We start from the raw sequence: 13187 nt of genomic DNA, 5'->3' as shown, positions 1-13187 counted from the left end.
TGGCGCTGTCGGCTTTTGTTACTGACTCTGCTAATTGCAGCATACTTTCTATTAATACGTCTGAAATACAGATAGCGCTCTGGCCCACATTGATGCTGTTGGCTAAGATGTTATTCCATCTTATGTTAGAACAGGGTGCTGGAGAGATAACATGGCAAAAATACGGCTGCTAGCCAACTTAAATTGTGATCATGTGCTGCTGTTAGATGAACCACTACAAGCCGGTGGGCGCTTACATTATAAAGATCAGGGGCGCCGACTAGGAGGAGGCGGTGCCAATACTGGCACTGGTTTATTGTGGGCAGGGCACGAGGTGAGTATTTTGGCGCGGGTGGGCCAAGACACGACAGGGAGCTGGTTATTACAGGAAGCTAGCACCTTGGGGCTAGACACTCGTCATATAGAACAGTTTGATGGTGAAACCGGTGAGCTATTGGTGCTGGTAGATGACAGAGGAGAGCGCACTATTTTACGTCAACATCGACGGTTAGCACTTCCCTCGAGCTTGCCAACTAACAGTGTAGACTGCTTATATGTGAATTATGAAGGAACTGAGGCTGGCGCTTATATGGCTCAAATGGCCAAACATAGCTTAGTGGTCAGCCAATACCCTAAAGGTGGTAAAGACGCTCGGCCTTGCCAGATAATGATTGCTTCAGCAGCAGATTTAGCACAGCGAAACGATTTGTGGCAGCATGCTCAACAGCTCGCGGGTCCTAGCTTACAGTGGCTAGTTGTGACCCACGCAGAGCAAGGGGTTGAAGCATTCTCTGCTCATCAGCATTTACAAATTCCGGCGCGCATGGTGTCTGTGGTAGATGCAACAGGAGCCGGGGATGCCTTTGCCGGTGGAGTCATTCATGGTTTATTGGCCGGCTTACCCATGGCCACTGTGTTGACCCAAGCCAGCCAATGGGCGGCCTATACATTATCCTCTAGTAGTTCAATACCGTCAGAGCAACTCAAGCATTATCTACACGTGAATAGCTGAATTATGCCGCTGTCACTGCTAAGCTGACGGCTGCATATTAGACCGAGACTCTGGGTTGTTACTTTGAATAATGCTTTTATCATTTCGTTGCTGAGTCAGTGCTGGCGCTGGTCAGTGTTTTTAATGTTTCCTTTATTGCTTGTACTTTATGTTCAGGTAGGTGGCGTTTCCTTATCGGAGTTCGACAATGGGATAAACTCGCATAAGTGGATAATTATCTTAATCTATCTACTGTATGTGTTGCTGTGGCTGCGCTTTAACCGCCGCGTAACCATGCTACTTGAACAACGCAGGCGCTAATGATGATGACATTAACTGCTTACTGGCCCTATTTATTAGCCACAGCGTCTGCTTTGACTGCGTGGGGATTAACGCAACTAACACTGAATACCCGCTTACAGCTACAAGCGCAACAAAATCAGCAACTACGCAGTGTATTGCAAGAAAAAACAGACGAACAACAAACCGCTCAGCAAAAATTAGAGCAGCAGCAGCAGCTTGTGATAAAAATGAATGGCCGTTTAAAAGAGTATGAAACTTTGCTGCGTCAAGAGCGACAATGGGCTGCAGAGAAACAGGTTGAATTTAATGCCAGCGAAGCGCGCCTCGCTCAGCAGTTTGAAAATCTAGCTCAGCGTATCTTCGAGCAAAAGACCCATAATTTTCGCGAATTAAACCAAAATAGCCTAGATGGGCTGTTATCGCCGTTACGTGAACAGCTAGAAGGGTTTCGGCGCAATATGCAAGAAACCTATGCAGATGAAAGTCGTCAGCGTCACAGCCTTAAGTTTGAAATAGAGCGCTTATCTGAGCTTCACCAACAAATGAGCGCCGATACTATGGCGCTGACTCGTGCGCTAAAAGGCGACAGCAAGCAGCAAGGTAACTGGGGGGAGGTAGTACTAGCGCGGGTCTTATCAGAGTCGGGGTTGCGCGAAGGTCATGAATACAGCACTCAAATGAGCTTAAATAACGCCGAGGGTAAGCGCTATCAACCCGATGTAATTGTGCATTTACCACAAAATAAAGACATTATTATAGATGCTAAAGTCTCTCTCACCGCCTATGAGCGCTACTATAACGGCGATGATGCACTCGCTCGAGAACAAGCGCTACGTGATCACGTTACCTCGGTACGCGGCCATATTCGTGAATTGGGCCGCAAAGACTATCAGCGGCTAAAAGGTGTTCGAACCCTCGATTATGTACTGATGTTTGTTGCCGTAGAGCCGGCCTTTTTAGTGGCAGTGGAAGCCGAGCCTGCGCTGATTAAATATGCCCTAGATCATAATATTTTACTGGTCAGCCCCACTAACTTATTAGTGGCATTACGCACCATAGAAAACTTATGGCGGGTTGAGCGACAAAATCAAAATGCGCGTAAAATTGCCGAATCGGCGGGTAAGATCTATGAAAAGCTACGCTTATTTACCGAAGACATGGAAGCCGTTGGTCAGTCGTTAAATAAAGCTGAAAGTCATTATCAAGGTGCTATGAAAAAGCTCAGCAGTGGGCGTGGCAATCTGATCCGTCAAGCCGAAGCGTTTCGTGAACTCGGAGTAGAGGTGACTAAGCCACTACCCGAACACTTACAAGAAAGAGCTGCAGCCGAAGAGCGTTTATCTGCAACGGCGTTTAAAGACTAACGCTTTTCGCCACGCCAGTTTGTTATCTTTAGACTGACAATTTCCCTGTGGGCTTTGTGGAATTTGTAGTAAAAGAGGGTGATGTTACTTTCTTCTCACTTTCAGCTTCAGGCTTCCAGCTTGTTCTTTCAGCTACAAGAAGAAAGGGCTGGGTTGGAATAAGCGTTCTACTTCGGGAATAAACTTCTTATTAACCAAAAACAAAATAACATGGTCGTTTTGTTCAATGACGGTTTGGTGGTGACCAATAATAACTTCGTCGCCACGTACGATAGCACCTACTGTGGTGCCCGGTGGTAATTTAAGCTCTCCTACTTGGCGACCCACCACTTTAGAGGTGGCATCGTCACCGTGAGCAATGGTTTCAATGGCTTCGGCGGCCCCTCTGCGTAGTGAGGAAACATTCACAATATCGGCGCGGCGCACATGGGTTAATAGCGCCGATATAGTGGCTTGCTGCGGCGAAATAGCCACATCAATGCTACCGCCTTGTACTAAGTCAATATAAGCACTGCGTTGAATGAGCACCATGGTTTTTTTAGCGCCCAGCTTCTTGGCCAACATAGCTGACATTATATTGGCTTCGTCTTGGTTGGTAACGGCAATAAACACGTCTACTTGATCAATATGTTCTTCTGTTAATAGTTCTTGATCAGCGGCATCACCACAAAAGACAATGGTATTTTCTAACTGCTCTGACAACTGTTCGGCGCGAGCTAAATTGTGCTCAATGAGTTTCACTGAATAGTGCTTTTCTAAGCGCCTTGCTAAGCCCGCGCCCACATGGCCGCCGCCAACAATCATAATGCGTTTATAATCACTTTCTAAGCGCTGTAATTCAGACATCACTGCGCGAATATGGCCACTGGCTGCCACAAAAAATACTTCGTCATCCGCTTCAATAATAGTGGTGCCCTGGGGTCTAATGGGTCTGTTTTGGCGAAATATAGCGGCAACACGAATATCAATACCTGGCATATGATCACGCAGGCTCGACAGCGCATTGCCCACTAAAGGGCCACCATAATAGGCTTTAATGGCGACTAAGCCGACTTTACCTTTGGCAAAGTCCACTACCTGCAAAGCGCCAGGGTACTGAACTAAACGATAAATATATTCAGTGACTAACTGCTCAGGGGCAATCAGGTTATCTACCGGCAGGGCTTCGTTAAGGAATAACCGCTCGCGCTCGGCCAAAAACTCGGGCGAGCGAATGCGCGCCACTTTGTTTGGAGTATTAAACAGCGAGTATGCCACTTGACAGGCAATCATGTTGGTTTCGTCGCTGCTGGTTACCGCCACTAGCATATCGGCATCTTGAGCGCCGGCCTCACGTAGCACGTTGGGGTAGGCACCATGACCATTAATTACTCGTAAGTCGTATTTATCTTGTAATTCGCGCAAACGCTCAGTATTAGTATCGACAATAGTAATGTCGTTATTCTCGCCCACTAAGTTTTCGGCGAGTGTCCCCCCTACTTGTCCGGCACCCAGAATGATGATTTTCATGCCGTTTTGCTCAGCTTGGCATAATAAAAGCCGTCTCGTTGTTCAGCGCCTGGCAATAATTGCCAGCCAGGTTGTTCGGGAGTGTCATCAGAGTGCAGTGGCTGATGAACTGCGCTGGGAGTGCGGTTTAAAAAGGCGATAATCTGCTCGCTATTTTCGTCTGGCAAAATTGAGCAAGTAGCATAAATTAAGGTGCCACCGGGTTTAAGTTGTTGCCAAAGTGCATCTAATATCTGGCTCTGTAATGTGGCCAGCTGGGCAATATCCTCGGGGCGACGCAACCATTTAATGTCGGGATGGCGACGAATAACACCGGTGGCAGAGCAGGGCGCATCCAGTAATATGCGGTCAAAGTGCTTGCCTTGCCACCAATCAGCAGGCTGAGCGGCATCACCTTGTAATACAGTGGCATTTAAACCTATACGGTCTAAATTTTGATGCACGCGCTTAAGACGCTCGCTATCCATATCCACAGCGACTAGCTGTGATAGTTCTGGTTGGCTTTCTAAGATATGCGCCGTTTTTCCGCCCGGTGCTGCACAGGCATCTAAAATAAGCTCACTGGCTTGGGCATCTAATAATTGCGCAGCCATTTGTGCCGCCGCATCTTGTACTGAACTATGGCCTTGTTCAAAACCGGGCAAGCTGTTCACATCTACCGGCCGCGCTAAACGTAAAGCGCTGTGCGCTTGGTCATCAGGAGTGGCCTCTAAACCTTCCGCTTGCAACATCGCTAAATATTGTTCGGTGCTATGCAGACTCTGATTCACGCGAATCCACATGGGCGGATGCTGATTATTAGCAGTTAAAATATCTTGCCATTGCTCAGGATAAGCCTGCTGTATGCGCTTTAATAACCAATTCGGGTGGGCTAAACGTAGCTGTGGTAGCGCATCTACTTTTTCTGTTAGCTGCTCTTGCTGGCGTTGTACATTACGTAGTACGCCGTTCACCATGCCTTTAAAAGGCTCAACTTTGAGCGCTTTACAGGCATTCACGGTTTCGGCCAGCGCAGCATGAGCCGGTACACGGGTATACAGTAGCTGATAGATACCGACTAATATTAAGGAATGTACTACACGATACTTTCCCTTTAGCGGCTTTTCTAATAGTGGTTTGGTTATAGCGTCTAATCGGCTATACCAGCGCAGAGTGCCAAAGCACAACTCTTGTAGCAGGGCGCGATCTTTGGCGGCTACCTCAGTTTGATAGCGAGGAAGTAAGGTCGATAGCGATTGTCCCTGATTCAGCACTTGGTGCAGAATGTTGGCGGCAGCGGCGCGGGTTCTCATAGTGATTCCAATAAGTTAAAAGGGATTAAGCTAAGCAGGTACCGGCTTGAAACCAGTCTTTTCGAGCATTGAGGAGATCTTGGCAACCCATGGTTTTTTTGCCGGGCACTTGCAGGCTGAGAAGACGTAATACGCCTTGTCCGGTGGCTACATCAATCCCGGCTTTATTGGCTTGAATAATCGTGCCCGGGGCTAGGTCGCTCTGCTGGTTTACCACCTCACTTTGCCAGACCTTAATATTGTGCTCAGCCACGCTAAAGTAGCTAAAAGGCCAAGGGTTAAACGCACGCACACAGCGCGCAATGTGCGCTGCGGGCTCTTGCCAGTCAATACGCGCCTCTTCTTTTGATAATTTTTTAGCGTAGTTTGCCTGCGTATCGTCTTGTGCTAGTGGCGTGGCACGACCTTCACTTATATCTGCCAAGCTCTCTAATAATGCAGGTGGCCCAATAGTGGCCAGTTTGTCGTATAAACTGGCTGAAGTGTCATCAGCTGTAATGGGAAGGCTTGCCGTATGCAGCATGGCGCCGGTGTCTAGCCCTTTATCCATTTGCATAATAGTGACTCCAGTGATGTCATCACCGGCCCAAATAGCACGTTGAATGGGGGCGGCACCTCGCCAACGGGGCAACAAAGAGCCATGGACATTAATGCAGCCTAAACGAGGAGTATCTAGCACGGGCTGAGGCAAAATTAAGCCATAAGCCACCACCACCATAATATCAGCATTAAGCGCTGCAAGTTCTTGCTGGGCGGCCTCATTGCGCAGGCTAGGGGGCTGCAATACCGGAATGCCGGCTTGCTCGGCGGTTACTTTGACAGGGCTGGGGGTTAGCTTTTTGCCGCGTCCAGCCGGTCGGTCGGGCTGGGTGTATACCGCCACCAACTTATGTTCAGAGCCCAGTAGCGCTTGCAAGTGGCGCGCGGCAAAATCAGGAGTACCAGCAAAAATAATATTAAGTGGGCGCAAAAGATATCCTTTTATGATTAAAGACCTTGGGCTTCTTGTTTAGTGAGCTTTTCCATTTTTTGGCGAATACGCTGGCGCTTAAGAGGAGATAAGTAATCAACAAATAGCTTACCTATTAAATGGTCCATCTCATGCTGAATACAAATAGCCAGTAAATCGTCTGCTTCTAACTCAAATGTTTCACCGTGCTCATTTTGCGCACGCACTTTCACCCACTCGGCTCTTTCTACCAAGGCGCGTGCCCCTGGCACCGACAGGCAGCCTTCTTCAATGCCAGTGCTGCCGCTTTGTTCTAAAATTTCGGGGTTAATTAACACTAAGCGCTGCTCTTTGTCTTCTGAAGCGTCAATCACAATTAACTGCTGGTGCAGGTCAACCTGAGTAGCAGCCAGACCAATGCCTTCTTCTGCATACATGGTTTCAAACATATCATCTACAATTTGTAGTAGCTCAGGAGTGAACTCGGTGATGGGTTTAGCGACAGTGCGCAGGCGCTCATCAGGGAAACGTAATACTTTTAATACTTGTGCCATAGTGACCTAACTCTGTTATCAATCGATATTGCCCCTATTTTAACCGTGTCAGCGCACAAAAAACAGCAAGACTTAATAGAAGCGTGCTAAGTCAGTAAAACCCAGCGCCCCAGAGCTCCTAGTGGTGAGTGTGACTACTTTAGGTTTGTGAAAAGGAGTGACAAATGACGGTGTCTAATTTACAGCAGCATCCATTATTGCCTTGGTTGGCACTTCAGCAAACTCATGGTATTGGGCCGGTACGAGCCATTCAGTTATACCGAAAGCTGGGTGCGCACTGGTATCAACCAGAACAACTCGACCAGTGTAAGGTGAGCCAAGAGCAGCGTCGACAATTAGAAACGGCACACTTTGAACTGCTAGACCCGATATTAGCGTGGCAAGAAGCAGCAACCAATCGTCATGTATTAACCTGGGATCATGCTGATTACCCAGCACAACTAAAGGCGATTCCGGCTGCGCCTTTATTGTTATTTGTTGAAGGAGACGTGCACGCACTCACTCAGGCGCAAATTGCGGTGGTCGGTAGTCGACATCCGTCGTATGTGGGTAAAGAGAATACCCGCAATTTAATTCCTGAACTGGTACAAGCGGGTGCCATTATCACCTCAGGCTTAGCCATAGGTGTGGATGGGCTTAGTCATAAAGCAGCATTAGATGCAGGCGGAATAAGCTTTGCGGTGCTAGGCTCAGGGTTAGACAAGTGTTATCCCAAGCGCCACCAGCAACTTGCAAGAGCGCTAATAGATAGTGGCGGGGCCCTGTTATCTGAGTGTTATCCTTGGCTTGGACCGTTGGCGCATCATTTTCCGCGGCGTAACCGTATTATTAGTGGCTTAAGCTTAGGGGTGTTAGTGATAGAGGCGGCTCAGCGTAGTGGTTCTTTAATTACCGCTCGTTATGCCATTGAGCAAGACCGAGAAGTATTTGCAATTCCTGGGGCTTGGCAAAACCCTTTAGCACAGGGGTGTAATGGGTTAATTCAAACCGGCGCTAAGTTAGTAATGAAAGCCGATGATATTTTAGAGGAGTTAGCAGCATTTTCCGTGGCGGCGGTCAAAATTATTCCCGCAACCGAAGCGGAGTTATTGCCTTATCCTGAGTTGTTGGATAACGTAGGTTTAGAGGTAACGGCGTTAGATTTAATTGCGTCTCGTTGCCAGCAGCCGGTGCAAGAGGTGCTAACCCAGTTGGTTGAGCTAGAATTGGCCGGCTGGGTTGAAACGGTACCGGGGGGCTATGTCAGAGCGAGGAGGGATTGATCATGTTCGAGGTACTGATGTACTTGTTCGAAACCTACATTCATACCGATGTAGATGCAGAGGTAGAACAGGATGCTCTCGCCGATGAGTTAACCCAGGCGGGTTTTCGTAAACAAGAAATTTTAAAAGCGCTGGCATGGCTAGAACGTTTAGCTGACCTGCAAGTAGCAGAGGAAACACCGAAGTGGGCCAGATCTGAACCCAATTCTTTTCGAGTTTATACGCAAGAAGAGTTATATAAGATTGATGCCGAAGGCCGAGGTTTCTTGTTGTTCTTGGAGCAAATTAAAGTACTTAACTCAGAAACCCGTGAAATTGTCATTGATCGTTTGATGGAGCTAGATTCACCCGAAATAGAGCTAGATGATCTGAAGTGGGTCGCCATGATGGTACTCTTTAATATTCCGGGGAGTGAGTCTGCTTATCATCAGTTAGAAGAACTTATTTTTGAAGAGCCAGAAGGGGTAGTTCACTGATCGTGGCCGCGCTGGTAGTATTTAGCCAATAAATATGGAGGCGCGGCATGTCAAAAATTGATCCGAGTTTGTTTAATACCCAAGACGTCCCCTCTTGGAAGAAAGAACCCTGCCCTCAATGTGGTGCCATGCTGGAACTGCGCCACGGTAAACACGGCGCATTTTTAGGTTGCGCTAGCTATCCTGCCTGTGAATATTTACGCCCGCTTAAAGTGATTGAACACGATCAAGACATTGAAAAAGTGCTGCAAGGCAGTGAGTGTCCACAATGTCGCCATCCGTTAGCCATTAAAAAAGGCCGTTTTGGGCTCTTTATTGGTTGTACTCATTACCCTCACTGTGAGCATATTGCGGATATTAACGATCAGGGCCAAGCTGAACCCACTTGCCCTATTTGTCATAAAGGTCAGTTGGTGGCCAGAACCTCGCGTTATGGTAAGCGTTTTTATGCCTGTAACCACTATCCTGACTGTCGCTTTATACTCAACGACAAACCCCTTGATAAGCGCTGCCCTGAATGTGATTTTGCCATTTTGATTGAGCGCAAAGGCCAAATCCAATGCCCCAAAAAAGGCTGTGGTTATCAAGCATAGACATGACTAGCCATACTTTTTCTACGCAAGGCACGCAAGCAAAGTAGTAAACCGAGTACAGCAACACCTAAGTTTTGTAACCTCTTGGCCATCAAGCGTTGTTTGGGGATTGGTTGGCACTTTTTTATGCAATGTTGTGTATTTTGTTGCCAAGGGGCGATTAGTTTGTGTTTTCACATGGTTTTAGAATTTACCCGAATCAAGCAAGGTTATATTTCATAAATGAATACCCTAATCAATGCGCAACCACTGCAACTTGCCCTAGCACAACTGCGCCAAGGTGGTGTGATTGGCTATGCAACCGAAGCCGTGTTTGGTGTAGGCTGTGATCCCGATAATGGCGATGCGGTACAGCGTTTACTTAATATAAAGCAAAGACCCATGGATAAAGGCTTGGTTTTAGTCGCCGCCGATATGAGCCAACTATTGCCCTACCTTGATTTAAGTGCTCTGCCACAGGGGCGTTTGGCCGTTATATTAGAGAGCTGGCCTGGGCCCAATACTTGGATTATTCCTGCTAAGCCAGAGGTACCCAGCTGGTTAAAAGGGCGCTTTAATTCATTAGCGGTGCGCGTATCAGCTCATTCCCAAGTGCACGATCTTTGTTTAGGCTTTAATAAGCCCCTAGTCTCGAGCAGCGCCAATAAAAGCGGTGAGCCGCCGGCCAGAAGTGTTAGTGAGCTAGAGCAAGCAATGGGAAGAGAGCTGGACTATATCTTACCCGGACAGACAGGGGGCCTTGCCAACCCGTCTTTAATTAGAGATGGCATTACCGGCGCCGTACTGCGCCCTGCCTGACGAACAATGTAGAGGAACATAATGAGCACGCAACCTGATATTAGCGCTGTAAAAGCATTTTTGTTACAGCTGCAAGACACCATTTGTGCCGGACTTGAGCAGGCCGACGGTGTGGGACAATTTGAAGAAGATAGCTGGGATCGCGCCGAAGGCGGCGGTGGCCGTAGTCGCGTGATGCGCAATGGCGGTGTGATTGAACAGGGCGGAGTTAACTTTTCTCATGTTTATGGCACTGAAATGCCCGCCTCGGCTACCGCACACAGACCCGAACTAGCAGGGCGCTCCTTTGAAGCCATGGGCGTATCCTTAGTCATTCATCCTAAAAACCCCCATGTGCCGACCAGTCATGCCAATGTGCGCTTTTTTATTGCCGAAAAAGAAGGTGCCGAGCCGGTATGGTGGTTTGGTGGTGGCTTTGATTTAACTCCTTTTTACCCCGTAGAAGAAGACTGTCTGCACTGGCATCAAGTGTCACATGATTTATGTGCGCCTTTTGGTGAGCAGGTGTATCCAGAGTATAAAAAGTGGTGTGATGATTATTTCTACCTCAAGCATCGCAACGAAACTCGCGGTGTGGGGGGCTTATTTTTTGATGACTTAAATCAATGGCCGTTTGAACAATGCTTTGCCTTTATGCAGGCAGTAGGCAATGGTTATTTAGACGGGTATTTGCCGATTATTGCCAAGCGTAAAGACACCCCTTACACAGAATCACAACGCCAGTTTCAGCTATATCGCCGTGGGCGCTACGTTGAGTTTAATTTAGTGTATGACAGAGGGACCTTGTTTGGTTTGCAAACCGGCGGGCGCACCGAGTCTATTTTAATGTCGATGCCGCCGCTGGCGCGTTGGGAATATGATTGGCAACCAGAGCCTGGCACTCAAGAAGCCAAGCTGAATGACTTTTTAGTACCCAGAAACTGGGTCTAATCGGTGTTAGTGGGGGGCGCAAACAGGGCCACGACCTGATCGATAAGCTCTTGGCGCTCCCCTCCGGGTAAATAGGCGGCATACACTTCACGACTAATAGAAGGTGTATCGGCCACCACAAACAGCTGTTCTTGTTGCTGGTAATGGCTGATCATTGAGCTGGGCAAGAAGGCACTGCCGCCATGATGCAATAAATACTCAAGCGCAATACGCACCGAGCCGGTATGCAGTATCGGAGGTGTGGTGGTGTTGAACAGCTTAGCATGCTGGGTATTAAACGCCGTTCCCCAGTCAATACGAATATAATCTTGAGCCATGGCCTTGGCGGTATCTACATTTTGATAACTTGATACCAGCTGTAACTCCATGGTGTGAATGGCTACGTGGTACCCCCCTTCAATGCGCGCCGGATCGGTTAAAAATGCGATATCCAGTGTTCGGCCCAGAAGGGCGCGGGTCATTTGCTCAGGAGTACGTATATCGGCACGCAGCGATAATGCCGGCAGTTCACCGTATAAACGGTGCAGTCCTTCTTGCAGATAGGCATCCCACAAATTTGCCGTTCCTGCTACTGCGAGTTGCTGCGTTTGTTGCTCACTTAATGCCACCTCATGCTGCGCTCTGGCCCACGCCAACAGCATAGACTCAGCATGAGGAACTAACGCCTCGCCCGAAGAAGTGAGTTGAATATTATTACGCAAGCGTGTGAACAAGGTGACGCCTAGCTGACTTTCTAGCTGACGAATACGAAAACTGACCGCCGACGGGGTCAGATAAAGATGTTCCGCCGCCTTACCAAAATGGCGCGTACGCGAAACCTCAAGAAAGGTTTTTAAAAGTTCAGTATCCAAAGCAAGCTACAGTGATGTTGTTGATTAGCGCAAAATCTATTCGTTTTGATATTATTTGCAACCTAAAAAGCCGAGTTGCTAGAAATATCCTGCTTAATGTCGTCTACTTGGCATTATAAATCCTGAATGTATTGTAAGTGAGAGCCACTATCATGGACAGATATGTCGTTATCGGTCACCCCATCAAACACAGTCAATCTCCTTTTATTCATCATCAGTTTGCCGAGCAAACTAGCCAAGCGATTGATTATCAGCGCTTATTGGCTCCGCTTGATGGCTTTGCTGATAGCTTGCAGCACTTTGCTCGCGAAGGTGGTAAAGGTTGTAATATTACCGTGCCTTTTAAAACCCAAGCCATGGATATAGCTGACGAACTAACAGAAAGAGCCGAACTAGCCGGTGCCGTTAATACCTTACAGCTATTACCCGATGGACGCTGGTTAGGTGACAATACCGATGGTGCGGGCTTGGTGATGGATCTCAAACGTTTAGGGTTTGAGCTGACTGGTGCCAATATTTTATTACTTGGAGCCGGTGGAGCGGCCCGTGGGGCTATATCGCCTTTACTTGCAGAGCAACCGGCAAAATTAGTGGTGGCAAATCGAACTCCCGCTCGCGCAACTGAGCTGGCGCAACGCTTTTCTCATTTAGGCAATATTATCAGTGAGCCGTTAGAGGCACTAGACAGTGGCTTTGATATTATCATCAACAGCACCTCTGCCAGCCTACAAGGCGAGACCTTGTCGCTATCCCCACAAGTGTGTCATGCCCAAACACGGGTGTACGATATGATGTATGCTCAACAAGAGACCCCTTTTATGGCATGGGCCCGAGAGCTTGGTCTGGAGCATAGATTTGATGGCTTGGGGATGTTGGTAGGCCAAGCTGCAGAAAGCTTTTATTTATGGCGTGGGGTACGACCCGACATTATGCCGGTATTAGTGACACTGCACGCCAAGTTAAACGCGGCAGAATAACAAATCGAATGGAGTTAGTGGGTTAATCCTTACTCCTTAATTTATTACAGCTAGCAGGTACTAACATGAATCAAGATGTGATTGTTAATGACGACCTTAACTGGCAGCCAGAACAACAAAGAGTCGCATTTAGTGCCCAGTGGTCGGGGGGCCAAGTGATTTGTTATCTCAGCTTATCGAAACTAGCCCATCTGAGTGAACAACCTTTACTCGATGAGGCCAGTATTATCCTGGCCTTTGAGGCAGTACGCTTCGATATAGAAGAGCAAGTCAGCGAATTAATCAGCCAAGAAGCCTTTAGCCCCGACGGCAGCCTATTACTATAGCTCTACGAGGGCTATCAGCCGTCAGTTTTAAGC

At 47.9% G+C, this 13187-nt stretch carries 14 protein-coding genes; 9 read left to right on the top strand and 5 right to left on the bottom strand.

Annotation, left to right across the window (positions count from 1 at the left end):
* The first annotated feature begins 151 nt into the window (after window positions 1-151).
* Both ACTHY5_RS03810 and rmuC read left to right on the top strand, forming a co-directional pair.
* Entirely contained in the window at window positions 152-991 is an 840-nt protein-coding gene (locus ACTHY5_RS03810) for a PfkB family carbohydrate kinase (RefSeq protein WP_441876604.1), read from the top strand.
* Between the two features lie 302 nt (window positions 992-1293).
* Window positions 1294-2637 (top strand): DNA recombination protein RmuC, encoded by a 1344-nt coding sequence (gene rmuC / locus ACTHY5_RS03805; protein WP_441876601.1) that lies wholly within the window; start codon window positions 1294-1296, stop codon window positions 2635-2637.
* 132 nt (window positions 2638-2769) lie between these two features.
* Here the strand turns inward: rmuC and trkA are convergent, their stop codons facing one another.
* Genes trkA through def form a run of 4 tightly spaced genes read right to left on the bottom strand, consistent with a single transcriptional unit; the run spans window position 2770 to window position 6941 of the window.
* Window positions 2770-4146, bottom strand: a complete 1377-nt coding sequence (gene trkA, locus ACTHY5_RS03800) for a Trk system potassium transporter TrkA (protein ID WP_441876598.1) — start codon at window positions 4144-4146, stop codon at window positions 2770-2772.
* On the bottom strand, window positions 4143-5438 hold the full coding sequence (gene rsmB / locus ACTHY5_RS03795; RefSeq protein WP_441876595.1) for a 16S rRNA (cytosine(967)-C(5))-methyltransferase RsmB: 1296 nt from the start codon (window positions 5436-5438) through the stop codon (window positions 4143-4145). Before rsmB ends, trkA begins: the two co-directional genes overlap by 4 nt.
* Window positions 5439-5463: 25 nt before the next feature.
* Window positions 5464-6408: a methionyl-tRNA formyltransferase gene (fmt, locus tag ACTHY5_RS03790; protein WP_441876593.1), complete on the bottom strand. Its 945-nt coding sequence runs from the start codon at window positions 6406-6408 to the stop codon at window positions 5464-5466.
* A 17-nt stretch (window positions 6409-6425) separates the two neighbouring features.
* Window positions 6426-6941 carry a peptide deformylase gene (gene def / locus ACTHY5_RS03785; RefSeq protein WP_441876590.1) on the bottom strand — a complete coding sequence of 172 codons (516 nt, stop codon included), beginning with the start codon at window positions 6939-6941 and terminating at the stop codon, window positions 6426-6428.
* 164 nt (window positions 6942-7105) lie between these two features.
* Here def and dprA point away from each other — a divergent pair, with 164 nt between their 5' ends.
* From dprA to hemF, 5 genes are all read left to right on the top strand, one after another.
* Window positions 7106-8203, top strand: coding sequence for a DNA-processing protein DprA (gene dprA / locus ACTHY5_RS03780; RefSeq protein WP_441876587.1), 1098 nt, complete (start codon window positions 7106-7108; stop codon window positions 8201-8203).
* 2 nt (window positions 8204-8205) lie between these two features.
* The gene (locus ACTHY5_RS03775) at window positions 8206-8679 is read left to right on the top strand and encodes a DUF494 family protein (protein ID WP_441876585.1); all 474 of its coding nucleotides are present in this window, start codon (window positions 8206-8208) and stop codon (window positions 8677-8679) included.
* A gap of 47 nt (window positions 8680-8726) precedes the next feature.
* Window positions 8727-9272, top strand: coding sequence for a DNA topoisomerase family protein (locus ACTHY5_RS03770; RefSeq protein ID WP_441876582.1), 546 nt, complete (start codon window positions 8727-8729; stop codon window positions 9270-9272).
* 222 nt (window positions 9273-9494) lie between these two features.
* A complete protein-coding gene (locus tag ACTHY5_RS03765; RefSeq protein WP_441876579.1) occupies window positions 9495-10070 on the top strand; it encodes a Sua5/YciO/YrdC/YwlC family protein in 576 nt (191 codons plus the stop codon).
* A gap of 21 nt (window positions 10071-10091) precedes the next feature.
* Complete coding sequence (gene hemF, locus ACTHY5_RS03760; RefSeq protein WP_441876576.1) at window positions 10092-11000, top strand: oxygen-dependent coproporphyrinogen oxidase; 909 nt, start codon at window positions 10092-10094, stop codon at window positions 10998-11000.
* Here the strand turns inward: hemF and hdfR are convergent.
* Window positions 10997-11851, bottom strand: coding sequence for an HTH-type transcriptional regulator HdfR (gene hdfR / locus ACTHY5_RS03755; RefSeq protein WP_441876573.1), 855 nt, complete (start codon window positions 11849-11851; stop codon window positions 10997-10999). The two genes, hemF and hdfR, sit on opposite strands and share 4 nt — an antisense overlap.
* 152 nt (window positions 11852-12003) lie before the next feature.
* Between hdfR and aroE the strand changes: the two genes are divergently transcribed.
* Both aroE and ACTHY5_RS03745 read left to right on the top strand, forming a co-directional pair.
* Window positions 12004-12828: a shikimate dehydrogenase gene (aroE, locus tag ACTHY5_RS03750; protein WP_441876570.1), complete on the top strand. Its 825-nt coding sequence runs from the start codon at window positions 12004-12006 to the stop codon at window positions 12826-12828.
* A 65-nt stretch (window positions 12829-12893) separates the two neighbouring features.
* On the top strand, window positions 12894-13154 hold the full coding sequence (locus ACTHY5_RS03745) for a DUF1488 domain-containing protein (RefSeq protein ID WP_441876567.1): 261 nt from the start codon (window positions 12894-12896) through the stop codon (window positions 13152-13154).
* Window positions 13155-13187: the final 33 nt, after the last annotated feature.

This window comes from Oceanisphaera sp., from assembly GCF_052084945.1.
GTDB lineage: Bacteria > Pseudomonadota > Gammaproteobacteria > Enterobacterales > Aeromonadaceae > Oceanimonas.
The sequence above is the reverse complement of the archived record's forward strand: the minus strand, read 5'-3'. Positions and strand labels throughout refer to the sequence as shown.